Origin of the sequence: Mesorhizobium silamurunense (genome assembly GCF_014843905.1) — a bacterium.
GTDB lineage: Bacteria > Pseudomonadota > Alphaproteobacteria > Rhizobiales > Rhizobiaceae > Mesorhizobium > Mesorhizobium silamurunense.
The window spans coordinates 1-23,260 of the sequence record NZ_LPVS01000061.1 but is presented as its reverse complement, the minus strand read 5'-3'; the positions used below and the strand labels follow the sequence as shown (position 1 = coordinate 23,260).

Annotated in this window: 20 protein-coding genes, 1 tRNA gene and 1 other RNA gene; 14 read left to right on the top strand and 8 right to left on the bottom strand. The window is 64.3% G+C overall.

Annotated elements, in window-relative coordinates:
- Positions 1-8 precede the first annotated feature (8 nt).
- Both AU465_RS16985 and ffs read right to left on the bottom strand, forming a co-directional pair.
- The gene (locus AU465_RS16985) at positions 9-1,820 is read right to left on the bottom strand and encodes a DNA polymerase III subunit gamma/tau (protein WP_192249939.1); all 1,812 of its coding nucleotides are present in this window, start codon (positions 1,818-1,820) and stop codon (positions 9-11) included.
- Between the two features lie 106 nt (positions 1,821-1,926).
- Positions 1,927-2,023, bottom strand: an RNA gene (ffs, locus tag AU465_RS16980) — signal recognition particle sRNA small type.
- A gap of 180 nt (positions 2,024-2,203) precedes the next feature.
- Here ffs and AU465_RS16975 point away from each other — a divergent pair.
- Genes AU465_RS16975 through AU465_RS16965 form a run of 3 tightly spaced genes read left to right on the top strand, consistent with a single transcriptional unit; the run spans position 2,204 to position 3,925 of the window.
- On the top strand, positions 2,204-2,623 hold the full coding sequence (locus AU465_RS16975) for an HIT domain-containing protein (protein ID WP_192249936.1): 420 nt from the start codon (positions 2,204-2,206) through the stop codon (positions 2,621-2,623).
- Between the two features lie 46 nt (positions 2,624-2,669).
- Complete coding sequence (gene nudC / locus AU465_RS16970) at positions 2,670-3,611, top strand: NAD(+) diphosphatase (RefSeq protein ID WP_192249933.1); 942 nt, start codon at positions 2,670-2,672, stop codon at positions 3,609-3,611.
- Positions 3,612-3,625: 14 nt separating this feature from the next.
- Entirely contained in the window at positions 3,626-3,925 is a 300-nt protein-coding gene (locus tag AU465_RS16965; RefSeq protein ID WP_192249930.1) for a Dabb family protein, read from the top strand.
- A gap of 12 nt (positions 3,926-3,937) precedes the next feature.
- Here the strand turns inward: AU465_RS16965 and AU465_RS16960 are convergent, their stop codons facing one another.
- Positions 3,938-4,801, bottom strand: a complete 864-nt coding sequence (locus AU465_RS16960; protein ID WP_192249926.1) for a prephenate dehydratase — start codon at positions 4,799-4,801, stop codon at positions 3,938-3,940.
- Positions 4,802-4,827: 26 nt separating this feature from the next.
- On the bottom strand, positions 4,828-5,556 hold the full coding sequence (locus AU465_RS16955; protein ID WP_192249923.1) for a 3-deoxy-manno-octulosonate cytidylyltransferase: 729 nt from the start codon (positions 5,554-5,556) through the stop codon (positions 4,828-4,830).
- Between the two features lie 193 nt (positions 5,557-5,749).
- Between AU465_RS16955 and AU465_RS16950 the strand changes: the two genes are divergently transcribed.
- The 7 genes from AU465_RS16950 to AU465_RS16920 all read left to right on the top strand — a co-directional run bounded on the left by AU465_RS16950 (position 5,750) and on the right by AU465_RS16920 (position 15,214).
- A complete protein-coding gene (locus AU465_RS16950) occupies positions 5,750-6,415 on the top strand; it encodes a c-type cytochrome (protein ID WP_192249920.1) in 666 nt (221 codons plus the stop codon).
- 157 nt (positions 6,416-6,572) lie between these two features.
- Positions 6,573-8,468 (top strand): extracellular solute-binding protein, encoded by a 1,896-nt coding sequence (locus AU465_RS16945; protein WP_192249917.1) that lies wholly within the window; start codon positions 6,573-6,575, stop codon positions 8,466-8,468.
- The gene (locus tag AU465_RS16940; protein WP_192249914.1) at positions 8,468-10,345 is read left to right on the top strand and encodes an extracellular solute-binding protein; all 1,878 of its coding nucleotides are present in this window, start codon (positions 8,468-8,470) and stop codon (positions 10,343-10,345) included. The genes AU465_RS16945 and AU465_RS16940 overlap by 1 nt, the downstream gene beginning before the upstream one ends.
- A gap of 30 nt (positions 10,346-10,375) precedes the next feature.
- Positions 10,376-11,470 carry a microcin C ABC transporter permease YejB gene (locus AU465_RS16935; protein ID WP_192249911.1) on the top strand — a complete coding sequence of 365 codons (1,095 nt, stop codon included), beginning with the start codon at positions 10,376-10,378 and terminating at the stop codon, positions 11,468-11,470.
- A complete protein-coding gene (locus AU465_RS16930) occupies positions 11,470-12,609 on the top strand; it encodes an ABC transporter permease (protein ID WP_192249908.1) in 1,140 nt (379 codons plus the stop codon). Before AU465_RS16935 ends, AU465_RS16930 begins: the two co-directional genes overlap by 1 nt.
- Positions 12,606-14,234 (top strand): ABC transporter ATP-binding protein, encoded by a 1,629-nt coding sequence (locus AU465_RS16925; protein ID WP_192249905.1) that lies wholly within the window; start codon positions 12,606-12,608, stop codon positions 14,232-14,234. The genes AU465_RS16930 and AU465_RS16925 overlap by 4 nt, the downstream gene beginning before the upstream one ends.
- Before the next feature lie 38 nt (positions 14,235-14,272).
- Complete coding sequence (locus tag AU465_RS16920) at positions 14,273-15,214, top strand: 2-hydroxyacid dehydrogenase (RefSeq protein ID WP_192249902.1); 942 nt, start codon at positions 14,273-14,275, stop codon at positions 15,212-15,214.
- Here AU465_RS16920 and AU465_RS16915 read toward each other — a convergent pair.
- Positions 15,208-15,594, bottom strand: coding sequence for a hypothetical protein (locus AU465_RS16915; RefSeq protein ID WP_192249899.1), 387 nt, complete (start codon positions 15,592-15,594; stop codon positions 15,208-15,210). The two genes, AU465_RS16920 and AU465_RS16915, sit on opposite strands and share 7 nt — an antisense overlap.
- Positions 15,595-15,728: 134 nt before the next feature.
- Positions 15,729-16,646, bottom strand: a complete 918-nt coding sequence (locus AU465_RS16910) for a class I SAM-dependent DNA methyltransferase (RefSeq protein WP_192249895.1) — start codon at positions 16,644-16,646, stop codon at positions 15,729-15,731.
- 108 nt (positions 16,647-16,754) lie between these two features.
- Here AU465_RS16910 and AU465_RS16905 point away from each other — a divergent pair, with 108 nt between their 5' ends.
- Positions 16,755-17,765, top strand: coding sequence for a ligase-associated DNA damage response exonuclease (locus AU465_RS16905; RefSeq protein ID WP_192249892.1), 1,011 nt, complete (start codon positions 16,755-16,757; stop codon positions 17,763-17,765).
- Between the two features lie 100 nt (positions 17,766-17,865).
- Positions 17,866-19,470, top strand: coding sequence for a cisplatin damage response ATP-dependent DNA ligase (locus AU465_RS16900; protein ID WP_192249889.1), 1,605 nt, complete (start codon positions 17,866-17,868; stop codon positions 19,468-19,470).
- On the opposite strand, the gene AU465_RS16895 is transcribed toward AU465_RS16900, so the two are convergent.
- A complete protein-coding gene (locus tag AU465_RS16895; protein WP_192249886.1) occupies positions 19,467-19,871 on the bottom strand; it encodes a YybH family protein in 405 nt (134 codons plus the stop codon). The two genes, AU465_RS16900 and AU465_RS16895, sit on opposite strands and share 4 nt — an antisense overlap.
- A gap of 113 nt (positions 19,872-19,984) precedes the next feature.
- Positions 19,985-21,187, bottom strand: coding sequence for a hypothetical protein (locus AU465_RS16890; RefSeq protein WP_192249883.1), 1,203 nt, complete (start codon positions 21,185-21,187; stop codon positions 19,985-19,987).
- Between the two features lie 346 nt (positions 21,188-21,533).
- On the opposite strand from AU465_RS16890, the gene AU465_RS16885 reads away from it, so the two are divergent.
- Together AU465_RS16885 and AU465_RS16880 are read left to right on the top strand one after the other, a co-directional pair.
- Positions 21,534-21,609, top strand: a tRNA-Thr gene (locus AU465_RS16885).
- 522 nt (positions 21,610-22,131) lie between these two features.
- Positions 22,132-23,260 (top strand): adenylate/guanylate cyclase domain-containing protein (locus tag AU465_RS16880; protein ID WP_192249880.1); only part of this gene is annotated, 1,129 nt, incomplete at its 3' end.

Sequence of the window (23,260 nt, the reverse complement as noted above, 5' to 3'; positions counted from 1 at the left end):
TTGTTTCTTCAAATTTCTTCGTCGTCGGGCGCCGACTCGACCGGCAGGTCGGCCGCGGCTTCGTCCGCTTCCGGCACCTCCGGAATGCGCACGTCGATGATCTTAGCGCCGGGAAAGCGGGCGAGGATGGCTGCGACCGTCGGATCGCTCCTGGCATCGGAGAAGGCGTTCTCGCGCTTCGTCGTCTCCATCTCGGCCAACGTCTGGCCGCCCTCCTCCTTCGACAGCGAGACCAGCCAGTTGCGGCCGGTCCAGGCGCGCAGCTTCGCGGTCAGGTCGTTGAGCAGCATCTTGGGCGCATCGTCGGTCAGGCTGACATCGAGACGGCCGGGCTCGATACGCACCGGCCGCACGCAGCGCTTCAAAATCACCTTGAAGGCGATGTCGCGGTTGGCGTCGGCCAGGGCCGCGATATCGGCCAGCGACTCCACCGGAACGGCGGGTGCTTCGATGACCGGCTCGGGAGCCTGAACGAAGGCGGCGGGCACGGGCTGCGCCTCGACCAGCCGCATCGTCTGCGCGCCGCCGGTGGAGGCCGGCATCCGCGCCTGTGCCACAGCACTGGCGCCGCCGCCATTGCCGGCCGGCGCGCCGTTGGGCCGCGGCGCGCCATTCGGCACAGGTGCGGCGCCTTCCAGCGATTTCAACGCCTCGTCCAGCGTCGGTAGGTCGGCGGCATGCGCCAGCCGGATCAGCACCATCTCGCCGGCGCTGACCGGGCGGTTCGAGGACTGCACCTCCGGAATGCCTTTGAGCAGCATCTGCCAGGTCCGCGACAGCACGCGCACCGAGAGCGCGCTCGCGAATTCGGCGCCGCGCCTTCGTTCGTCCTCGGAGAGCGAAGCGTCATCGGCGGCGGTCGGCACGAAACGCAGCCGGGTGACGAGGTGGTTGAATTCCGCCAGATCGGTCAGCACCGCGGCCGGATCGGCGCCTGTATCGTATTGCGCGCGGAATTCGGCCAAAGCCGCCGCCACATCGCCCTTCATGACATGCTCGAACAGGTCGATGATGCGGGCGCGGTCGGCGAGCCCCAGCATGGCGCGCACGGCCTCGGCGCTGACCGCGCCGCTGCCATGGGCGATCGCCTGATCGAGGATGGAGAGCGAATCGCGCGCCGAGCCTTCGGCGGCGCGGGCGATCATCGCCAGGGCCTCGTCGTCGACGGAAATGCCTTCCTTGGCGGCGATCGAGGAAAGATGCGCGACGAGAGCGCCGGCATCGATGCGCCTCAGATCGAAGCGCTGGCAGCGCGACAGAACCGTGATCGGCACCTTGCGGATCTCGGTGGTGGCGAAGATGAATTTGACGTGCGGCGGCGGCTCTTCCAGCGTCTTCAACAGGCCGTTGAAGGCCTGGGTGGAGAGCATGTGCACTTCGTCGATGATGTAGACCTTGTAGCGGGCCGAGACCGGCGCGTAACGAACGCGGTCGATGATGTCCCTGATGTCGTCGATGCCGGTGTGGGAGGCGGCGTCCATCTCGATGACATCGACATGGCGGCCTTCCATGATCGCCTGGCAGTGCTCGCCGGGGATAGAAAGATCGACCGAGGGCTGGTCGACGGTCGCCGTCTTGTAGTTGAGCGCCCGTGCCAGGATGCGCGCGGTCGTCGTCTTGCCGACACCGCGCACGCCGGTCAGCATCCAGGCCTGGGCGATACGGCCGGTGGCGAAGGCGTTGGTCAGCGTGCGGACCATCGGCTCCTGGCCGATCAGCTCGGAGAAATTCGAGGGGCGATATTTGCGCGCCAGCACGCGATAGGCGCCGGCCTTTCCTGTTACCAGGCTTTCCGTCCCCAAATTTCCGGCTTCGCTCATTCGCCGTCAAAAGCTCCAACGGCCGCGACGGAGGGCGGCCGATTCCTGCGCATAATCTCGCCCGCACGGCTCGGCGCCGTCAATGTCGCGGGAGAAAGGCGAAGAGGCGGGAGGCTGGAACAATGACCCGTTCCGGGCTCGTTAGGGCTGCTTCCTTCCGGACCTGACCCGGTTGGCGAGTGGATCGTCCACCACCAACCTCCCGCGCTCCATATCGGCAATTCAGCGGCGAAATGCAAGGGCAGAGGTGAATGACCGGGCAGGCCATGCAGCAGAGAGGACCTTCAAATCCGCAGCAGCAGCCAATGATTCGCTTGCAGCCATCTTGCCGCCGCTCTAGCGTTCCCCGGTTTGAAAATAATACAAAAGCGAAGGAAACGCCCATGCTGCCTGGCCTCAAGGCCGGTTTCACGCTGGACGCCCGATTGGAGGCGGACAGTGAGCAGCTCATGTGGCTCGGCCTTTGCGAGCTCAGGCTGATGAACGACCGCCGCTGGCCGTGGTTGGTCCTGGTGCCGCAGCGGCCGGGCGTGGAGGAGATCCACGAGCTGACGCCGCTCGACCAGACAATGCTGACCTTCGAAACCAATATGGTGGCGCAGGCGCTGAAGAGGGTGACCGGCTGTACCAAGATCAACACCGGCGCGCTCGGCAACATCGTGCGCCAATTGCATGTCCACGTCGTCGCGCGCAGCGAAGGCGACCCCGGCTGGCCCGGACCGGTCTGGGGGCACGGCATGCGCGAGCCCTACCAGCGCTCCGACATCCGCCGGTTTGCCGAAACGATCAAGGCAGCGCTATAAGCTGACCAGTGTCCACTTCCGAGCCTGCGCTACTCTTGAGTTTCCCATGAGCTTTCGCCTGTTTGACGCGCCGTTGCGCGAGCCGAGCCAGTTCGTCGGCTTCGCCGGCAACCAGATCGACCGGCAATCGGAAAACCGCGCCGACGACGCGGTCGAGAAGGCGCTTGCCAATCAGACGGCGCGGCTGATGCTGATGCATGGCGGCAGGCTTTATCTGAAGCTCAACGACGGCAGCTTCGACCCATGGTTCGCGGCGGCGGAAAGCCAGGCCTTCGACGTTTCGCTCGACCGCGGCGTCCTGCTCGGCTTTTCAGACAGTGGGCCGGTGCTTGCCGTGCCTGCCGGCGTCGAACCGGAAAAGCTCCCCGAGACAGTCAAGGCGATCGACTATCGCTCGGTCTACATGCAAGGGCTGATCGACGAGGCGGCGGCCGGCGCTCTGGCGCAAGGGGCGGCGCTGCTTGCCTGGCACGCCAGCCACGGCTTCTGCTCGAAATGCGGCAACCGCTCGGAAATGCGCGCCGGCGGCTATAGGCGGCATTGCCCGGCCTGCGGCACCGATCATTTCCCGCGCACCGATCCGGTGGCGATCATGCTGACGGTGACGCGCGAGAAATGCCTGCTCGGCCGCGGCCGGCATTTCGCGCCCGGCATGTATTCGGCCCTTGCCGGTTTCATCGAGCCCGGCGAGACGATCGAGGCGGCGGTGCGCCGCGAGACGCTGGAAGAGGCCGGCATAAGGCTCGGCCGAGTCGTCTACCACGCCAGCCAGCCCTGGCCGTTCCCCTATTCGCTGATGATCGGCTGCTTCGGCGAGCCGCTCAACGAGGATATCCAGGCCGACCTCAACGAGTTGGAAGACTGCCGCTGGTTCCCACGCGACGAGGTGCGCTCGATGCTGGACAGGCAGCATGCCGGTGGCTTGATCACGCCGCCGAAAGGCGCGATCGCCCACCATCTCATCCGCGCCTGGGTCGACAGCGAATAGGAGCAGGGAGCAAAATGATCCGTCATACCGTCGTGTTCACGCTGAAACATCCGCCGCATTCGCTGGAGGCGAAACGGTTCCTCCATGATGCGAAGAAAATCCTCACCGGGATCAATGGTGTGACGCATTTCGAGCAGCTGCGCCAGGTCAGCCCCAAGAACGACTATCAGTTCGGCTTCTCGATGGAGTTCGCCGACCAGGCCGCCTACACAAGGTACAACGAGCACCCCGACCACGTCGCGTTTGTGCGCGACCGCTGGGTGCCGGAGGTCGAAGCGTTCATGGAGATCGATTACGTGCCGCTGGGATTTTAGAGCGCCACGGGTCTAATCCGCCACCTTCCACTGCTCGCGCGACGCGCTCGCCGGATAGACGCCGAGGATGCGCATCTCGCGCGAGAAGAAGCGCAGTTCGTCGAGCGCGAGCTTCACCAGAGGATCGTCGGGGTGGCCCTCGATATCGGCATAGAACAGCGTCGCGGTGAAGGCGCCGAGCTGGTAGCTCTCGAGCTTGGTCATGTTGATGCCGTTGGTGGCGAAGCCGCCCATGGCCTTGTAAAGCGCCGCCGGCACGTTGCGGACGCGGAAGATGAAGGTGGTCATCATCTTGGCGTCCGGCGACGGCCGCTCGGCCCACTGCTTGTTCTTGGTCAACACGACAAAGCGGGTGACGTTGGAGTCGGTGTCCTCGACATTCTTCTCGATGATATCGAGCCCGTAGAGTTCCGCGGCGAGCGCCGGGGCAAGCGCCGCCATGGTGCGGTCCTTGACCTCGGAGACCATCTTCGCCGAACCCGCCGTATCGCCGGCGACCACCGGCTTCCAGCCATTCTTGCGGATGTATTTGCGGCACTGGCCGAGCGCGTGGATATGGCTGTGCACGGTCTTGATCTCTTCGCGCCTGACGCCGGGCAGCACCATCAGTTGGAAGTGGATCGGCAGGAAATACTCGCCAACGATGTGCAGGCGCGATTCCGGTAAGAGATGATGGATATCGGCGACGCGCCCGGCGATCGTGTTCTCGATCGGGATCATGGCGAGCTCGGCCTTGCCGGTCTCGACCGCGTTGAAGGCGTCCTCGAAGGTCGGGCAAGGCAACGGCTCCATCGATGGGAACATGTTGCGGCAGGCGGTGTCGGAATTGGCGCCCGGCTCGCCCTGGAAGGATATTCTGTTGGTCTTTTCAGGCATGCGCCGATGTCTCGCTTACGGATGTCTCAGTTTGAAAGGATTTGCCTGGCGCGCTCGAGGTCGTCCGGCGTGTCGACGCCAAGCGGCAGCGACCGCACGATCTCGGCGTCGATGCGCATGCCCGCTTCCAATGCCCGCAATTGCTCCAGCCGCTCACGGCGCTCCAAGGGCGACGGCTTCAGCGCGACGAAGCGTTCGAGCGCGGCGCGACGATAGGCATAGAGGCCGATGTGGTGATAGAGCGGGCCCTCGCCCCACGGCGCCGTGGCGCGGGTGAAATAGAGCGCCTTCAGCCTTGTCGCGGAGAGCGGCGAGCCGACGATCTTGACGACGTTCGGATTGGTCCTTTCCTCGTCGCGCACGATCTCGACGCCGAGCGTGGCGATGTCGACCGACGGGTCGGCGAAGGGCCGCAGCGATGCGCCGATGATCTCAGGGTCGATGGTCGGCAGATCACCCTGGACGTTGACGATGGTTTCGACCTTCTTCTCCGGGTCAAGCGCTGTGAGGGCCTCGAAGATGCGGTCGGAGCCCGATTCGTGGTCCGCGCGCGTCATCACCGCCTCGAAACCATGCTCGCGAACTGCCGTGGCAACCGCTTCGGTGTCGGTCGCCACCACCACGCGGCCGAGCCCCGCCTCGGCGCCGCGGCGGGCGACATGGACGATCATCGGCGCGCCGGCGATGTCGGCCAGCGGCTTGCCCGGCAGGCGGGTCGAAGCCATGCGGGCTGGGATCAGGATCAATGTCGACATGGGACTTTCGGGGCGGCCGGGAAAGCGGATGGAAAAGTGGCAAAACGTCTCACTGGAAGCGCCCTTATAGGTGTTGCAACGCCGAAGCAAAAGACCTAGTTTCCGCCCGATTTGACTGGCCCTCCCGGGCCTTTCGCGATACCGACGGACGGAGTGGACGGGACGGTCCGCCGGAAAAGGGAGCAAGGGGCGTATGGATTCCAACGAAGTCAACAAGCTGCTCGCCGGATTCCTCGGAACCGTCTTCGTCGTCTTTTCCGTGGGCATCGTCTCGGACGCGCTGTTCGCTTCGCCTGCGCCCGAAAAGCCCGGCTTCGCCATCGAGGCTCAGGAGCCGACCGAGGGCGGTGGCGCAGCTTCCCCAGCCGCAGAAGCCAAGCCGATCGCCGATCTGCTCGCAACCGCCAATGCCGAGGCGGGCGCCGCCATCTTCAAGAAGTGCCAGGCATGCCACTCCGGCGAGAAGGGCGGCCCGAACAAGGTCGGTCCGGATCTGTGGGACATCGTCGACCGCCCTGTCGCCGAGCACGAGGGCTTTGCGTATTCGGCCGGCATGAAGGATTTTTCCAAGGGCGGCCAGGAGAAGTGGACTTACGACAACCTGAACCACTTCATCACCTCGCCGAAGAAGTTCGTGAAGGGCACGGCAATGGGCTTCGCCGGCCTGCCGAAGGACGAGGACCGCGCCAACGTGATCGCCTATCTGCGCACGCTGTCGGACAATCCGAAGCCGCTGCCGCAGCCGGGTGCCTCGGCCGAAGCCAAGCCCGCGGAAGGTGCCAAGCCCGCGGAAGGTGCCGCACCCGCCAAGCCTGCCGAAGGAGCCGCGCCGGCCAAACCGGCTGCGCCCGCGCAATAAACAATTTGTCATGAAGGCACCTTGGAAAAGCCGGGTTCGTCCCGGCTTTTCTGTTAGGAAAGCCGCATATCGGGCGACAAAGACTGCCACTTGCGGTTTTCACTGGCGTCAAATGATCTAGATTGCCGGTGGGTACTGCTCGCGACGAGGAGAACGCATGACGGTCGGCCGCTCCCGGACACTTTTCCCATCGACGACACTTTTCGCATCGATGCTGGCGTTCGCCTTCGTCGTCAGTCTGCAGGCCGGCTTCGCCGACGAATGGCACACCACCTCCTCGCTGATCGGCCCTTCCAAATACGGCGAGAATTTCCAGCGCTACGATTACGTCAATCCGGATGCGCCGAAGGGCGGAAGCTACAACTCCGTGGTCGTCGGCACTTTCGACAGCTTCAACCCATACATCGTGCAGGGATCGCCGGCCGCCGGCTTCGCACAGTTCGGCGGCGGGCTGCTCTACGACACGCTGATGGACCAGGCGACCGACGAAGGCAGCGTCAGCCACCCGCTGATCGCCGAGGCCTACAAATACCCTGCCGACTATTCCTCGGCGACCTACCGGCTCAACCCTCAAGCCAAATGGCATGACGGCCAGCCGATCACCGTCGACGACGTGGTCTGGTCGTTCCATGTGCTGAAGGCCAACAGCCCGATGTACAACCGTTATTTCGAGAACGTGGCCGAAGCGGTCGCCCTCTCGGACCGCGAGGTCGAGTTCCATTTCAACCAGAAGGGCAATCGGGAACTGCCGAAGATCCTCGGCGATCTCGTCGTGCTGCCGAAGCACTGGTGGGAAGGCACCGACGCCAGCGGCAAGAAGCGCGACATCACCAAGCCGACGCTGGAGCCGCCGCTGGGCTCCGCCGCCTACAAGATCGCCAGCTTCAAGCCGGGCTCGGAGATCGTCTGGCAGCGCGTGCCGGACTATTGGGCCGCCAAGCTGCCGGTGAAGATCGGCCGCGAGAATTTCGACACCCAGCGCTTCACCTACATCCTGGACGACAATGCCGCCTGGCAGGCCTTCACCAAGGGCGGGCTCGACGACATCAAGCCGGAAAACAGTTCGCGGCGCTGGGCGACGGCCTACAACTTCCCGGCGGTGAGCGCCGGCGACGTGGTCAAAAAGGAATTCAAGACAACCTCGCCCGAACCGATGCAGGCTTTCGTGCTCAATGAGCGGCGGCCGCTGTTCCAGGATCGGCTGGTGCGCGCCGCGCTGGCCTATCCGTTCGACTTCGAAACGATGAACCGGACGCTGTTCTACAATTCGAACACGCGCACCCACAGCTATTTCGAGGGCACGGAACTGGCGTCGAGCGGGCTGCCGCAAGGCAAGGAGCTCGAAATCCTGGAGAAGTATCGCGACAAGCTGCCGCCGGAGCTGTTCACGCAGGAATTCAAACTGCCGGTCTACGATTCACCGCAGGCCGAACGAAAATATCTGAAGCAGGCTGTCGACCTCTTTGCCAAGGCAGGCTGGGTGATCAAGGGCGGCAAGATGGTGAATGCCAAGACCGGCGCGCCATTCAAGTTCGAGATACTCGGCTCGAACGACACCGACCAGGTCATCGCCAGTCCGTGGATCGCCAACCTGCGCAAGATCGGCGTCGACGCGACGCTGCGGATCATCGACCAGACGCAGTACATCAACCGCGTCAACAATTTCGATTACGACGTCATCACCAGCATCCTCCAGCAATCGGAATCGCCCGGGAACGAGCAGCGCGACTTCTGGAGTTCGAAGGCGGCGGACACGCCGGGATCGCGCAACTATTCCGGCATCAAGAACCCGGTGGTCGACGCGCTGGTCGACCGCATCATCTTCGCCACCGACCGCGACGATCTCGTCGCCGCCACCCATGCGCTCGATCGCGTGCTGTTGTGGAACTACTATACCGTGCCGCAATACTACCGCGCGGTGGTTTGGCTTGCCTACTGGAACAAGTTCGGCATGCCGGAAAAGCAGCCCAGCTACCGTGGCGCCGATATCGATTCCTGGTGGATCGACCCTGAGAAGGAAAAGGCGCTGGCCACCAAATACAGGGGCAACTGATGAGGCGGCAGACATTGCTTCCTCGTCGCGACTTCCTGGCGCTCGGCGCTGCAACGGCGGCCACGGCACTGCTCCCCGGCCGCGCCTTTGCCGACATTCCGACGGGCGTGAAGGTGCATGGCCTGTCCGCCTTCGGCGATTTGAAATACAAGCCCGATTTCACGCATTTCGACTATGTCAATGTCGATGCGCCGCAAGGCGGCACCTTCAATTTCTCGCCGCCCAATTGGGGCCAGAACCAGAGCCCTTTGACCTTCAACACGTTGAACTCCTTCGTGCCCAAGGGCGATGCACCGCAGCGCATGGAAATGTGCTTCGATTCGCTGATGGTGCGGGCGCTCGACGAGCCTGACGCCGTCTACGGGCTGATCGCCGACGGCGTCACGATTTCCGACGACCGCAATGGCTTCACCTTCTCGCTGCGCCCGCAGGCGCGCTTCCATGACGGCACGCCGCTCACCGCCGACGATGTCGCCTTCACCTTCAAGCTGCTGAAGGACAAGGGGCATCCGGACTACGCATTGTCGCTGACCCATCTGGACGACGCGGCGGCGGTGGACGCCCACACCGTCGAACTCAAATTCTCGGGCAAGCAGTCGGCCCGCACCATCCTCAACGTCGTCGGGTTTCCGATCCTGTCCAAGGCCTTCTTTTCGGCCAATCCCTTCGATTCTTCGCAGCTCAATCCGCCGCTCGGATCGGGCGCCTACAAGGTCGGGCGCTGGTCGGCGGGAACGTTCATCGAATATGAGCGCGTGGCCGACTATTGGGGCAACGACCTGCCGGTCAATCGCGGGCAGAACAATTTCCAGCGCATCCGCATCGAATTCTACCAGGACCGCACCGCAGGCTTCGAGGCCTTCAAGAAGGGCGAGATCCTCTATCGCGAGGAGTTCACCTCGCGCGTCTGGGCGACGGCCTACGACTTCCCGGCCTTCACCGCCGGCAAGGTGGTCAAGCATGAATTCCCGGCCGAAACGGTGCCATCGATGCAGGCCACGGCCGTCAACCACAGGCGGGAGCAGTTCCAGGACCCGCGCGTGCGGCAGGCGATCGCGCTCTGCTTCGACTTCGAATGGACGCGGCGCAACTTCTTCTACGGCTCGTACGAACGCTCGCAATCCTGCTTCGAGAAATCCGACTTTCGCGCCGCAGGCACACCATCGCCGGAAGAGCTCGCGCTGCTGGAGCCGTTGCGTGACAAGCTGCCGCCGGAGGCCTTCGGCGAGGCGGTGACGCAGCCGGCCTCGGACGGTTCCGGGCGCGACCGGAAGCTGCTCGGCAAGGCGGCGAAGCTGCTTGCCGAGGCCGGTTGGAAACGCTCCGGCGATTTCGTCGTCAACGACAAGGGTGCTCGGCTGCCTGCCGAGTTCCTGGTCGAAGACGAGACCTTCGTGCAGGTCTATTCGCCCTGGGTCGCCAACATGAAGGCGATCGGCATCGATGCCTCCATCCGGCTGGTCGATTCCGCTCAATACCAGCTCAGGCAATCGACCTTCGATTTCGACCTGATCTCGGCCGCTTTTTCCTTCAGCGCCACGCCGACCCGCGACGACCTCGAGATCTTCTTCCATTCGCGAAGCGCGTCCGTCTCGGGCTCGCGCAACCTGCCGGGCATAGCGGACCCGGCCATCGACGCGCTGATCGATGCCGTCGGCGCGGCCAAGGACCGCGAAAGCCTTACCGTCGCGATGCGGGCGCTCGATCGAGCCTTGCGCGCGCGGCGCGATTGGATTCCAAGTTGGTATCTGGCGAATCACCGAAGCGCCTATTGGGACATGTTCGGCTTTCCCGAGCAGAAGCCCGATTTCGGCTTTCCGGTCGAAGCGCTGTGGTGGGTCGACAAGGGCAAGGCGGCAAAAATTGGCAAAGCCTGACACTCCCCTTCGCGCTGGGCAGGCCGCCTGATGGGCGCCTATATCCTGCGCCGCATCCTTTTGATGATCCCGACGCTGTTCGGCATCATGGCGATCTCCTTCGCCGTCATCCAGTTCGCGCCGGGCGGCCCGGTCGAGCAGGTCATCGCCAAGCTCACCAACCAGGGCGGCACCGATCGGCTCGGCGGCGGCGGTGGCGATGCCGGCGCGAGCAATCTCGATGTCGCCGGCAACGTCAGCTCGAAATACCGCGGCGCTCAAGGGTTGGACCCAGAATTCATCAAGAAGCTCGAAAAGCAGTTCGGCTTCGACAAGCCGCCGCTCGAACGCTTCGGCATGATGCTGTGGAACTATGCCCGCTTCGATTTCGGCGACAGCTATTTCCGCGACATCTCGGTGCTCGACCTGATCTTGGAAAAGATGCCGGTATCGATCTCGATCGGGCTGTGGATCACGCTTCTGTCCTACCTGATCTCGATCCCGCTCGGCATCCGCAAGGCGGTGCAGGACGGCTCGACCTTCGACGTCTGGACGAGCGGCGTGGTGATCGTCGGCTACGCCATCCCCGGCTTCCTGTTCGGCATCCTTTTGATGGTGCTGTTTGCCGGCGGCTCGTTCTGGGACTGGTTCCCGCTGCGCGGCATCGTTTCGGACAATTGGGACCAGCTGTCCTGGCCGGACAAGATCATCGACTATTTCTGGCATATGACACTGCCGCTGACGGCGCTGGTGCTGTCGGCCTTCGCCACGACAACGCTTTTGACCAAGAACTCCTTCCTGGAGGAGATCCGCAAGCAGTATGTGGTGACGGCGCGGGCCAAGGGCCTGTCGGAACGCAAGGTGCTCTACGGCCACGTCTTCCGCAACGCCATGCTGATCGTCATCGCAGGCTTTCCCGGCGCCTTCATCTCGGCCTTCTTTACCGGCTCGCTGCTGATCGAGAACATCTTCTCGCTCGACGGGCTCGGCCTGCTCGGCTTCAAGTCGGTGATCGACCGCGACTATCCGGTGGTCTTCGCCAATCTCTACATCTTCTCGCTGCTTGGGCTGTTCGTCGGCCTGCTGTCGGACCTGATCTACACCTGGGTCGATCCGCGCATCGATTTCGAGCGGAGAGACATCTGATGGCGGTGGTCTCGGCCGAAACCAAGCCGGCCCGCGCCGCCCGGCCGTGGCTTTCGCCGCTCAACCAGCGGCGGCTGCAGAACTTCAAGGCGAACCGGCGCGGCTACTGGTCGCTGTGGATATTCCTCATCCTGTTCGTGCTTTCGCTGTTTTCCGAGCTGATCGCCAACGACAAGCCGATCATCGCTTCCTACAAGGGCGAGATCCTGTTTCCGGTGCTGGTCGCCTATCCGGAAGAGAAGTTCGGCGGCTTCTATGCCGTCACCGACTACCGCGACCCTGTCATCCAGGATGAGATCAATGCCAATGGCTGGATGATCTGGCCGCCGGTGCGCTACTCCTACCAGACGGTCAACAACGCCATCCCCGAAGCGGCGCCCGCCAAGCCGTCCTGGCTCTATGACAAGAAGGCGCGATGCAGCCAGTATCCGCAAGGCGAGGCCGATCCCAATTGCGTCGTCGGCAACTGGAACTGGCTGGGCACCGACGACCAGGCGCGCGACGTGCTGGCGCGCGTGATTTACGGTTTCCGCATCTCGGTGCTGTTCGGGCTGATCCTGACCCTCGGCTCGTCGCTGATCGGCGTCGCGGCCGGCGCGGTGCAAGGCTATTTCGGCGGCTGGACGGACCTTTTGTTCCAGCGCTTCATCGAGATCTGGTCGGCGATCCCGGTGCTCTATCTCCTGCTCATCGTCTCCGCGATCCTGCCGCCCGGTTTCTTCATCCTGCTCGGCCTGATGCTGTTGTTCTCCTGGGTGGCGCTGGTCGGCGTGGTGCGCGCCGAGTTCCTGCGCGCGCGCAACTTCGAATATGTCAACGCGGCGCGCGCGCTTGGCGTGCCCAACCTCACCATCATGTTCCGCCACCTCTTGCCCAATGCCATGGTGGCGACGCTGACATTCCTGCCCTTCCTGCTCTCAGGCTCGATCTCGACGCTGACCTCGCTCGACTATCTCGGCTTCGGCCTGCCGCCCGGCTCCGCCTCGCTCGGCGAGCTGCTGAAGCAGGCGCAGCGCAATCTCAACGCGCCCTGGCTCGGCATCTCCGGCTTCATCGTGATCTCGCTGATGCTGTCGCTGCTGGTCTTCATCGGCGAGGCGACGCGCGACGCCTTCGATCCGCGCAAGACGTTCAAATGACCGAGCCGCTGCTCTCCATCCGCGATTTGAGCGTCGCCTTCGCGCAAGGCGGCAAGCAGTCGATGGCCGTCGACCACATCTCCTTCGACATCGCCAAGGGCGAGACGCTGGCGCTGGTCGGCGAATCCGGATCGGGCAAATCGGTCTCGGCGCTCTCGGTGCTGAAGCTTCTGCCCTATCCTTCGGCCAGTCATCCATCGGGAAAGATCTTGTTCCATGGCGCCGACCTGCTGAGCGCCAACGAAAAGACGCTACGCGGCGTGCGCGGCAACAAGATCACCATGATCTTCCAGGAGCCGATGACCTCGCTCAATCCGCTGCACACGATAGAGCAGCAGATCGTCGAGGTGTTGAAGCTGCACCAGGGTCTTGGCGACCGGCAGGCGCGGGCCCGCACGCTGGATCTGCTCAACGAGGTCGGCATACGCGACCCGCAGAAGCGGCTCGACGCCTATCCGCACCAGTTGTCCGGCGGACAGCGTCAGCGGGTGATGATCGCGATGGCTTTGGCCAACGAGCCGGAACTCTTGATCGCCGACGAGCCGACGACGGCGCTCGACGTCACCGTGCAGGCGCAGATCCTCGAACTGCTCGCGGGGCTGAAAAGCCGCAAGGGCATGTCGATGCTCTTCATCACCCACGACCTCGGCATCGTGAGAAAGATCGCCGATCGCGTCTGCGTGATGACCAAGGGCAGAATAGTCGAGACCGGACCGACCAGGGAGATATTCGCCAACCCGCAGCATGCCTACACCAAGCACCTGCTGGCCGCCGAGCCGAAGGGCAAGCCGCCGGCTGCGAATACCGCTGCCAAAGCGGTGATGACCGGCAAGGATATCAAGGTCTGGTTCCCGATCAGGCGCGGCTTCTTCCGCCGCACCGTCGACCATGTGAAGGCGGTGGACGGCATCGACGTCACCGTGCGCGCCGGCCAGACGCTCGGCGTCGTCGGCGAATCCGGCTCCGGCAAGACGACGCTCGGCCTCGCCTTGGCGAGGATGATCTCCTCGACGGGCGCGATCAATTTCAACGGGCGCGACATCAATCAGCTGTCCTTCAGCGCCATGCGGCCGCTGCGGCGCGAGCTGCAGATCGTCTTCCAGGATCCGTTCGGATCCTTGAGCCCGCGCATGTCGGTCGCTGAGATCATCGAGGAGGGGCTGAAGATCCACGCGCCGAAACTCTCGCCCGACGAGCGGGACGACAAGGTCGTCGAGGTGCTGAAGGAGGTCGGGCTCGATCCCGAGACGCGCCACCGCTATCCGCATGAATTCTCGGGCGGCCAGCGCCAGCGCGTCGCGATCGCCCGGGCCATGGTGCTCAACCCGCGCTTCGTCATGCTTGACGAGCCGACCTCGGCGCTCGACATGAGCGTGCAGGCGCAGGTCGTCGATCTTTTGCGCAACCTGCAAGCCAGGCACAATCTCGCCTATCTCTTCATCAGCCACGACCTGAAGGTCATCCGCGCCCTTGCCAACGACGTCATCGTCATGCGCAATGGTCAGATCGTCGAAGCCGGGCCGTCCGAGCAGATTTTCGACCGCCCGCAGACCGACTATACCCGGGCGCTGATCTCGGCCGCGTTCCGGATCGAAACGGCGCCGACCGGAGTGGTCAGCGAGTAGGCTGAACCGAACGGAAATACAGGAAAGAATTCCGAGAAATGGAAAAAGGCAAAATCCTGCTTGCCCTCACCGGCTTTCACCCGCAGCGCTGGCGCGAACTGCTCGCAGCCGAGCGCGAGGTGGTGCTGGAGCCGGATGGTCCCAGCGATCCCTCGATCACCTATGCGGTGGTGTGGAAGCAGAAGCCGAACCTTTTGTCGTCGCTGCCCAATTTGCGCGCCATCTTCTCGATCGGCGCCGGCGTCGACCACATCTTCGCCGATCCCGGCCTGCCCGACGTGCCGATCGTCAGGGTCGTCGCCGACAATCTCACCCAACACATGACCGAATATGTCGTCTGGCGGGTGCTCGACCACCATCGCCAGAGCATGCTCTACCGGGCGCAGCAGCAGAAGAAGATCTGGCGCGAGCCGCCGCAGCGCGCGGCGGAAGACATCTCCGTCGGCATCATGGGTCTCGGCAATCTCGGCCGCGCCGCGGCCTCGGTGCTGCTCTCACTCGGCTTCGCGGTCAATGGCTGGTCGCGCACCGAGCGGCCGATGAAGGGCGTTTCGACCTATTCCGGCGAAGCGGGGCTGATCCCCTTCCTCAACGCCACCGATATCCTGGTGGTGCTGCTGCCGCTCACGCCGCGCACGCAGGGCATCATCAACTACGGCGTGCTGAAGGAATTGCGCAGGCGCAACGGCCTTGGCGGCGCGGTGCTGATCAATGCCGGGCGCGGGCGGCTGCAAAAGGACGCCGACATCCTGCGGGCGCTGGACGACGGCACGCTGAAGGAAGCGAGCCTCGACGTGTTCGAGGTCGAGCCGCTGCCGAAGACAAGCCCGCTGTGGAGCCATCCGAAGGTGTTCGTGACGCCACATGCGGCGGCGACCTCCGACCCGGCCCATCTGGTGCCGATCATGCTTCTGCAGATGGATGCCTTCGAGCGCGGCGAAAAGCTCGAGAACCTGGTTGACCGCGAAGCGGGCTACTGAGTCGGCGAAGACGGCTTCGAGCCAGGCAGCGCGAATTTGTCCTTCTTCTTCGGCTTGCCGCAGTCACGCCGGTCGATCGATCGGCTCATGGCGTCGATCTCGCCGCTCGCCTTGTCGGCGTCGCGCTGCGCCTTGGAGCGCATGTCCGGCGTGAACGGGCCGAAACCCATCGCCGGATTGGAGAAGCTCGGCTTGGCGGTGATCGGCAGGTTGTTCTGCTGCGCCACCTGATTGCGCTGCGCCAACAACTGGTCGCAAGGCACATCGTCATATTGCAGCGAGGATTGCACAGCCTCGTCCTGGCGTTCGGCCATCGAGGTGCCGCCGACGCAGCCCGCCACCATCAGGCAAGACGCCAACACAACCATGTTGCAGCGCATGGTATCCCTCCGCGCGGTATCCGCCCTAGATCGGTCTTAACGCAATTCCGGACGGAAAACCGCTACACACTTTTCCTGGAATTGCTCTGGGTAACCCGACACGCGATTCGGGCTTTTTCGCAGCAGCCGGTGCCTCATACCGCCATCCTGCGCGCAGCGACCACGGCAAGTCCTCCGACAGGCTCGCCGCGGTCATGCCTGATGGTCGTGCTCTCCAGCGACAGGATGGAGAACCCGCTGACGGCGAGGACGCGCCTCACATAGGCCTCGGAATGTGCGTAGCGCCGCGACGGCAGCAAGGCAAAGTCATCGCCGCCGGCAGTGGTCTCTACCGAGAATGCGAACACGCCGTCATCGGCGATTGTATCGGCAACCGCTCCGACAATGCGTTCGAGAGCGCCGACATAGATGAACACGTCGGCGGCGACCACCAGGTCGGCTTTCGCGCCAGGTCGAGAGAAATGCTGAAGGTCGGCCTTGGAAAGCAGGTCGTAGATGCCATTGGCACGCGCCTTCCTCAGCATGCCGGCCGAAATGTCGCAGCCTTCGAGCCGATCGACGAACGGCCGCAGCTTTTCGCCCATCAGGCCGGTGCCGCAGCCGAGGTCGAGGGCCAGCCGAAACCGGCCTGGCCTGGCTAGGCGAATGACCCGGTCGAGCACATCCGGCATCCGGTAGCCGAGTTTCCCGACCAGCGCTTCCTCGAAACCGTCGGCATAATGATCGAACAGGGTCTCGACGAACGCGCTGGGCGGAGCGGCTGCCGCCGGCGCATGGCCGATCAATTGCAGCTTGAGCGAAGCGCCCAGCCGGTCCGCGGGATCGAGCTTCAGCGCCATCGTCCAGGCCCGGGCTGCCCGGTCGAGAAAGCCCGCGGCCTCCTGCATTTCGCCGAGGCGAAACCACCCGGCCGCCCAATGCGGCGCCAGCTCCAGCGCGCCGAGCAAAAGCTCCGCCGCCTGCGCGGGCTCGCGGGAGGCCAGCAGCATCTCGGCGAAGTCGACGCGGCGATCGGCGTTCAAGTCACCGGACGAGGCCTGAAGCGGTTTCATGGTTCGAAGGATCCGACCGGCAAAGCGAACCGGCGGCCGGCTGTAGGACGAGTCAGCAGTCTCTTGCAACAGGCTTCCCGCGGGGAATTTAGCCATTATCTTGAAGCGATGCGTGCCAGCGACCTGCTCAAGCCACGACCCGAAGGGCTCTACTGCCCGCCAGGCGATTTCTTCATCGACCCAGTGCGATCGGTGGGCCGCGCGCTGATCACGCACGGCCATTCCGACCATGCGCGCTCCGGCCACCGCTCGGTGCTTGCGACGCAGCAAACACTCGACATCATGGGGTTGCGTTACGGCGAGGATTTTGCCGGTACGACCCAGGCAGCCATCCTCGGCGAGACGATCGATATCAACGGCGTCGCCGTCACCTTCCATCCGGCGGGCCACGTGCTGGGCTCGGCCCAGATCGCGGTCGAATACCAGGGCATGCGCATCGTCGCCTCCGGCGACTACAAGCGTCAGAAGGACGCCACATGCCTGCCGTTCGAGCCGGTGCCCTGCGATGTCTTCATCACCGAGGCGACCTTCGGCCTGCCGGTGTTCCGCCATCCGCCGGACCACGAGGAAATCGCGCGCGTGCTCAAATCGGCGGCGCAGTTTCCGGAACGCTCGCACCTGATCGGCGCCTATGCGCTCGGCAAGGCGCAGCGCGTCATGCGGCTGCTGCGTGACGCCGGCTACGACAGGCCGATTTATATCCATGGCGCGCTGGCCAAGCTCAGCGAGTATTACCAGAGCCAGGGGATCGATCTCGGCGACCTTGAACCCGGGACCGTGGAAAGCGGCGGCAAGGCCGATTTCACCGGGGCCATCGTCGTAGGGCCGCCGGCGGCCTTCGCCGACCGCTGGGCGCGACGTTTCCCCGATCCTATCTCCTGCTTCGCGTCTGGATGGATGCGCATCCGCCAGCGCGCCAAGCAGGGCGGCGTCGAGCTGCCGCTGATCATTTCCGACCATGCCGACTGGGACGAGCTCACCGCCACGATCAAGGAGACGGGCGCGCAGGAGATCTGGGTGACGCATGGCCGCGAGGAAGCGCTGGTGCGCTGGTGCGAACTGGAGGGCATCGCGGCAAGGCCGCTGCACCTCGTGGGCTATGAGGACGAGGGCGATTGATGATGCTTTTCGATCCGCTAGTCGCCAGCGTGGTGATCCTTCGCACCCCCCTCTGGCCTGCCGCGCGCCGGCTTTCGCTATTGGCGTGGTGCATCCGTCCATGAACCGCTTCGCTGAGCTCCTCGACCGGCTGGTGCTGACGCCTTCGCGCAACGGCAAGCTGACGCTGCTCACCGACTATTTCCGCAGCGTCGAGGATCCCGACCGCGGGCTGGCGCTCGCCGCGATCACCGGCGATCTGTCGATCGCGGCGGTGAAGCCGGCGATGCTGCGCACGCTGGTGGTCGAGCGCATGGATCCGGTGCTGTTCGGCTATTCCTACGACTATGTCGGCGACCTCGCCGAGACGGTATCGCTGGTCTGGCCGCAGCCGCCCGGTCATATACCGAACCACGCGCCGACGCTGGCCGAGGTCGTCGGCAAGCTGCAGGCGGCGAGCCGCTCGGACGGGCCGCAGGTGCTGGCGCGGCTGCTCGACAGCGCCAGCATCTCGGCGCGCTTCGCCATCATCAAGCTGGTCACCGGCGGCCTGCGCATCGGCGTTTCGGCGCGGCTCGCCAAGCAGGCCCTGGCCGATCTCGGCCAAGTCGACGTCGTCGAGATCGAGGAGCTGTGGCACGGGCTGACGCCGCCCTACACCGAGCTTTTCGCGTGGCTCGAAGGACGGGCGGAAAAACCGAGGAGCGCCGCGCTCGCATTGTTCCGGCCGGTGATGCTCTCCAACGCGGTCGACGACGGCGATCTCGAAAAGCTCAACCACGCCGACTATGCGGCGGAATGGAAGTGGGACGGCATCCGCGTGCAGGCGGTGTGCGAGGGCCGCATCCGCCGGCTCTACTCGCGTACCGGCGACGATGTTTCCGGCGCCTTTCCGGACCTTGCCGCGGCGATGGATTTCGAGGCGGCGCTCGATGGCGAGCTGCTGGTCGGCGATCCGCGCGAGGCGACCGGAACCTTTTCCGACCTGCAACAGCGGCTGAACCGCAAGAGCGTGTCGCCAAAAATCCAGCAGCAATATCCGGCCTTCATGCGCTGCTACGACGCGCTGCAGATCGACGGGGAGGATTTGCGCGGCCTCCCCTTCGTCGAGCGCCGAAGCCGACTCGAAGCCTTCGTCAAGACGCTCGACCCTAGCCGCTTCGACCTCTCGCCGCTGGTCGAATTCCCTGATTGGCAGGCGCTGGAGCGGCTGCGGCAGGCGCCGCCGCATCCGATCATCGAAGGGGTGATGCTGAAGCGCTGGGATTCGCCCTATCTCGCCGGCCGGCCGAAGGGTCCCTGGTTCAAGTGGAAGCGCGATCCGCACACGGTCGACGCGGTGCTGATGTATGCGCAGCGCGGCCACGGCAAGCGCTCGAGCTTCTATTCCGACTACACGTTCGGCGTCTGGGCCGGACCGGAGGGCTCGGAAGAGCTTGTGCCTGTCGGCAAGGCCTATTTCGGCTTCACCGACGAGGAGTTGCGGCAGATCGACAAATATGTCCGCGACAACACGATCGAGCGTTTTGGCCCGGTGCGCTCGGTGCGCGCCGACCGCAACAACGGCCTGGTGCTGGAAGTGGCCTTCGAAGGCCTCAACCGCTCGACGCGCCACAAATCGGGCGTCGCGATGCGCTTTCCCCGCATCTCGCGGCTGCGCTGGGACAAGCCCGCGGCGGAGGCCGACCGTATCGAGACGCTGCAGGCGCTGCTTCAGGAAGGCTAGTCCCCAGCCGGAACGGAGTGGTGCTCGTGCGTGAAGGTCCACTGTCCGGCGATTTTCTCGAAACAGATGGTCAGCCGGAAGTCCAGGTCGTTGGACCCGGTCGCCTTCACCTCGACGCAGCGCATCAATGCAATCGCAAAAGCCACATTCGTACCGGCGGTGATTTTCAGATCGACGACATCGAACACAGGTTTCTGCGGGGAGGCGCCAAAGAACAAAGGCCAGGTGTCCCGATAGGCCTCGATGCCCTTGGATTGCAGCGGTGGCGGCACGTCGAACATGATGAAATCCGGTGCGTGATGACGCAGAATTCCGTCCATGTCCTTCCGGCGCACGGCATCGGCCCAGTGTTCGATAAGGCCTCGAATTTCCTCGACTTCTTTCGAGTGCACGGCGTTCATCGCGTCTTCCTCTTCTTGTGCTGGGAGCGGCAGACGATCCAGGACGAGCGGATGCGCGCCCGCTCATGGTCTTCCCTCGGAAGAACGATCCTGGACGTGAATTGCTTCCGCAATTACTCGGCTATCGAGACGCGTATCTCGTAGATGTCGACGGACTTGCCCTGCTTGTCGAAGTCGGAATTGACGGCGATGGTGCCGGCGGCGCCCGGATGCTTGTCGGGGAACTGCACATCGAACAGGTATTCGTTGCGCTCGTGGCCGACGGCATAGCGCTTGCGGCCGCAATCGCCGAGCTCGCCGAAATTGCAGTCCACCGAGATCTGCGTCTCCTTGCCCTCTTCCGAGCGGGCGATGATGTCGAACATGGCATGCTTGCCGACGAGCTTTTCCAGCACGCCCTGGCCGACGTCGAAGGCGATGGCCGAGCCGGATGCGCCGGATCGGATGCGCAGGAACTGGCCGGTGTCGTCCTTCATCACGTCGGCGCCGGCGTCGGACGGGGTGCTGACATGGGTCGGATCGGCGGGCGAAAAGACGTTGATCCAGTTCTTCGACTGGTCGGCCTCGCCGGGCTTTTGCGGCGACTCGGTTTCGCCCGGCTGTGAGGAGTCTTCGTCTTCCAGCGTCGGGGTGGGCTCCGGCGGACCGGTGTTGAGCTCAGCCGCCGTCTTGAAGACGCCGGTCTGTTTCGCGAAATAGAGGCCGATGCCGGCGGCCGCCAGCAGCGTCGCCACGACGAAGATGGCGGTGAGCGGCAGGCGCCGCCCCCTGATCCGCCGTTCATCGCGGTCCGGCGCCACTTCGGCGCCGTTGCCGACGGACGCTCCGGGAGAATCGTCGAGGGTCGGCGCGTTCGGAAGCGCCTCGTCCGGCATGATGTCGGGCACGCGGGGCAGCACGCGCGAGCGCGGCGCATCCGACGCATCGGGCTGCACCGGACCATCGAAAGTGATCGACGGCGACGGCGCTGCCTGGTCGGGACCTCGCGTCGCATCCACCGACGGCGCGGAAGATTGGGTCGGCGTATCGACCGAGGGCGCGGGCGCGGCGTTGCCGGCGGGCGTGCCGCTCTCGGACGGGAGTGTGACGTCCGGGACTGCGTGGACGGCCGGCAGGAATTCGGACTCGATCTCGGTGATCTTGGCCTGCACCGCCTTGCGGCGATTGATGGCGGCCTCCACCGTCACGTTCGGATTGGCCTGCAGGACGCGGTCCAGCGCGGCAAAGGCCGAGCGATAGACCTTCTCGCGAAACGCCCTGTCCTCGGCATTGCCTTTCTCGAAGGCGTTGCGGATCGCTTTCTCGATGGCGTCCAAGCGAGCTCCCTCTGCGCGTTCGCTCACAGTTATCGATCGTTAGCCGCAGGCGACCAATCAATCAACGGACGAGCGGCTGCCTAGCCGACGCATCCAACGCCCATTTCGGCGTTTTTTGTTGAAGAATCAACATTTTTTGTCGCCGCCGCCGGATCAACCCCGGCGGACCGGACGCCAGCCCGCCAACGGGCCTGCGAGCCGCTGTGGCGGGCGCCGAAGGTTGTCGTGGGGCAGCAACCAACCGAAATTGCCGCGCATAGGCACCGGATTTCGCCGCACCCATCTTGAATTAGCTGGCGGTTGAGTCTATCAACCGGCGCATCTTGGAAGCCCAAGGGCTTCCCGGGCCGCTTTAGCTCAGTTGGTAGAGCACATCATTCGTAATGATGGGGTCGCGTGTTCGAGTCACGCAAGCGGCACCAAAAATTTCCCAACAAATGGAGTCGGTTTGACGCCCGCCTTGCTGAGCGAGTCGCGCAGTGCGGTCTCAACAGCATCGTCACGACGACGCTGGCGCTCCAATTCGACTTTCGCCGGTCCCTCGGTCTTGAGCTTTCGATCTGCGCATTGAGCGACGCGAGCTCAGCCAGCGCGTCACGCACAACGTCTGGTGTGATGCCCGATACAAAAGAACCGCCACGGTGGCGTCAACCGGTTACACAGGGCAGGAAATATCTCCGGCCTTCTGGGAGTGGCGTGTCAGCGTCCCCAGAGGCTGCGTGGGCGTGTCGTCGGTTGGCTGTTGGCGCGGCGACTGGAACGCTCCACGCCTCGCAAGCGGAATAGCGAAATCTCGTGAAGACAAGGTCAAGCTGCGTTCTCCGTTCTGTATCGGCGACGGGCGGAGACTGGGAGAGATGGATACCATGCACGTGAGGCGTCTGGAAGTTGGCAGGACATGGACGCGGGGCGGCCCGCGTGCAGGCGCTTGGCTGAGCGGTGCAATGACCACGCAGCGCCACCTCGCAGCGATCCTGGCTTGCGACGTGGTCGGCTATTCGCGCCTGACGGAGCGCGACGAGCGCGGCACGCTCGAGCGGCTGAAGATCTACCGCAAGGACCTCCTCGAACCGCTGGTCTCCGAGCACCAGGGTCGGATCGTGAAGCTCACCGGCGACGGCATGCTGTGCGAGTTCGCGAGCGTCGTTAACGCGGTGACCTCGGCGATGGCGATCCAGCAGGCCCTGGCAGAACACGAGGCGGAGACGCCCAAGGAAGAGCGGATTCGCTTCCGCATCGGCGTCAATCTCGGCGACGTGGTCTGCGAGGAGGACGGCGACCTCTACGGCGACGGGGTCAACATCGCCGCCCGTCTCGAAAGCATCGCCGATCCCGGCACCGTGGTCGTCTCGGGCACCGCCTACGACCACCTTCAGGGCAAGCTCGACTGCGGCTTCACGCCGCTCGGCAACCTGCGCCTCAAGAACATCGAGCGGCCTGTGCGCGCCTACCGCGTCGAGACCGACGCCAGCGCCTCGGTGGCTGCACCGCCTCCCCTGCCCGAAAAACCCTCGATCGCGGTTCTGCCTTTCACCAACATGAGCGGCGACCCCGACCAGGAATACTTCGCCGACGGGCTGGTGGAGGACATCATTACGGGATTGAGCCGGGTGAACTCCTTCTTCGTGATCGCCCGCAACTCGTCCTTCACCTACAAGGGCCGGGCGGTGGACCTGCGCCAGGTCGGGCGCGAGCTGGGCGTCCGCTACGTGCTCGAAGGTAGCATCCGCAGAGCCGGATCGCGGGTGCGCATCAGTGGGCAGTTGGTGGACGCGATCAGCGGACACCATGTCTGGACCGACCGCTTCGAAGGCGACGTGAGCGACATCTTCGACCTGCAGGACAAGGTGACCGAGAGCGTTGTCGGCGCTGTCGAGCCGAGCATCCGGCTGGAGGAGATCAAGCAGGCGCGCATGAAGCCGACCGACTACATCAGCGCCTACGACCTCTACCTTCGCGCGCTGCCGTGCTTCTACAGCATGACACGCGAAGGCTTTGCCGACGTGCGCCGGCTCACCAACGAGGCGCTCAGCATCGACCCTAGCTTCAACTTGGCGAAGGCACTCGGCGCCT

Bases quoted from the DNA above. Each gene is read 5' to 3' on its own strand.
- AU465_RS16985 (WP_192249939.1), bottom strand. From the start codon at position 1,820: ATGAGCGAAGCCGGAAATTTGGGGACGGAAAGCCTGGTAACAGGAAAG.
- AU465_RS16975 (WP_192249936.1), top strand. From the start codon at position 2,204: ATGCTGCCTGGCCTCAAGGCCGGTTTCACGCTGGACGCCCGATTGGAG.
- nudC (WP_192249933.1), top strand. From the start codon at position 2,670: ATGAGCTTTCGCCTGTTTGACGCGCCGTTGCGCGAGCCGAGCCAGTTC.
- AU465_RS16965 (WP_192249930.1), top strand. From the start codon at position 3,626: ATGATCCGTCATACCGTCGTGTTCACGCTGAAACATCCGCCGCATTCG.
- AU465_RS16960 (WP_192249926.1), bottom strand. From the start codon at position 4,801: ATGCCTGAAAAGACCAACAGAATATCCTTCCAGGGCGAGCCGGGCGCC.
- AU465_RS16955 (WP_192249923.1), bottom strand. From the start codon at position 5,556: ATGTCGACATTGATCCTGATCCCAGCCCGCATGGCTTCGACCCGCCTG.
- AU465_RS16950 (WP_192249920.1), top strand. From the start codon at position 5,750: ATGGATTCCAACGAAGTCAACAAGCTGCTCGCCGGATTCCTCGGAACC.
- AU465_RS16945 (WP_192249917.1), top strand. From the start codon at position 6,573: ATGACGGTCGGCCGCTCCCGGACACTTTTCCCATCGACGACACTTTTC.
- AU465_RS16940 (WP_192249914.1), top strand. From the start codon at position 8,468: ATGAGGCGGCAGACATTGCTTCCTCGTCGCGACTTCCTGGCGCTCGGC.
- AU465_RS16935 (WP_192249911.1), top strand. From the start codon at position 10,376: ATGGGCGCCTATATCCTGCGCCGCATCCTTTTGATGATCCCGACGCTG.
- AU465_RS16930 (WP_192249908.1), top strand. From the start codon at position 11,470: ATGGCGGTGGTCTCGGCCGAAACCAAGCCGGCCCGCGCCGCCCGGCCG.
- AU465_RS16925 (WP_192249905.1), top strand. From the start codon at position 12,606: ATGACCGAGCCGCTGCTCTCCATCCGCGATTTGAGCGTCGCCTTCGCG.
- AU465_RS16920 (WP_192249902.1), top strand. From the start codon at position 14,273: ATGGAAAAAGGCAAAATCCTGCTTGCCCTCACCGGCTTTCACCCGCAG.
- AU465_RS16915 (WP_192249899.1), bottom strand. From the start codon at position 15,594: ATGCGCTGCAACATGGTTGTGTTGGCGTCTTGCCTGATGGTGGCGGGC.
- AU465_RS16910 (WP_192249895.1), bottom strand. From the start codon at position 16,646: ATGAAACCGCTTCAGGCCTCGTCCGGTGACTTGAACGCCGATCGCCGC.
- AU465_RS16905 (WP_192249892.1), top strand. From the start codon at position 16,755: ATGCGTGCCAGCGACCTGCTCAAGCCACGACCCGAAGGGCTCTACTGC.
- AU465_RS16900 (WP_192249889.1), top strand. From the start codon at position 17,866: ATGAACCGCTTCGCTGAGCTCCTCGACCGGCTGGTGCTGACGCCTTCG.
- AU465_RS16895 (WP_192249886.1), bottom strand. From the start codon at position 19,871: ATGAACGCCGTGCACTCGAAAGAAGTCGAGGAAATTCGAGGCCTTATC.